The 255-nt window shown below is 43.1% G+C and carries 1 pseudogene; it reads right to left on the bottom strand.

What is annotated here, in order from left to right:
* Positions 1–27: 27 nt before the first annotated feature.
* A pseudogene (locus tag AAEY93_RS20865) lies at positions 28–255 on the bottom strand (ribosome biogenesis GTPase Der); the annotation flags it as partial.

Raw genomic sequence — 255 nt, 5'->3', positions numbered from 1 at the left:
CATTTAAAGGCAGGTAAAACCGTTGTTTTAACGCGGTTTTTTATCTTTTGTGGTGAACTTCTGCGTTCGATTACGCTCACGTTGACGTAACTGTTGCGCTTTTGCTTTGGTTGGCGTATCACTTTTATTAGCGTAAGGATTTTCGTTGAGCTTAAAGACCACATTAAGCGGCGTACCTTCGAGCTTAAACACCTGACGGAATTGGTTTTCTAGATAACGCTGATAGCTCTTAGGGAGCGAGCCAGTTTGGTTACC

This window comes from Shewanella sp. CAL98-MNA-CIBAN-0140 (assembly GCF_040309905.1).
Taxonomy (GTDB): domain Bacteria; phylum Pseudomonadota; class Gammaproteobacteria; order Enterobacterales; family Shewanellaceae; genus Shewanella; species Shewanella psychromarinicola.
The sequence above is the reverse complement of the archived record's forward strand: the minus strand, read 5'-3'. Positions and strand labels throughout refer to the sequence as shown.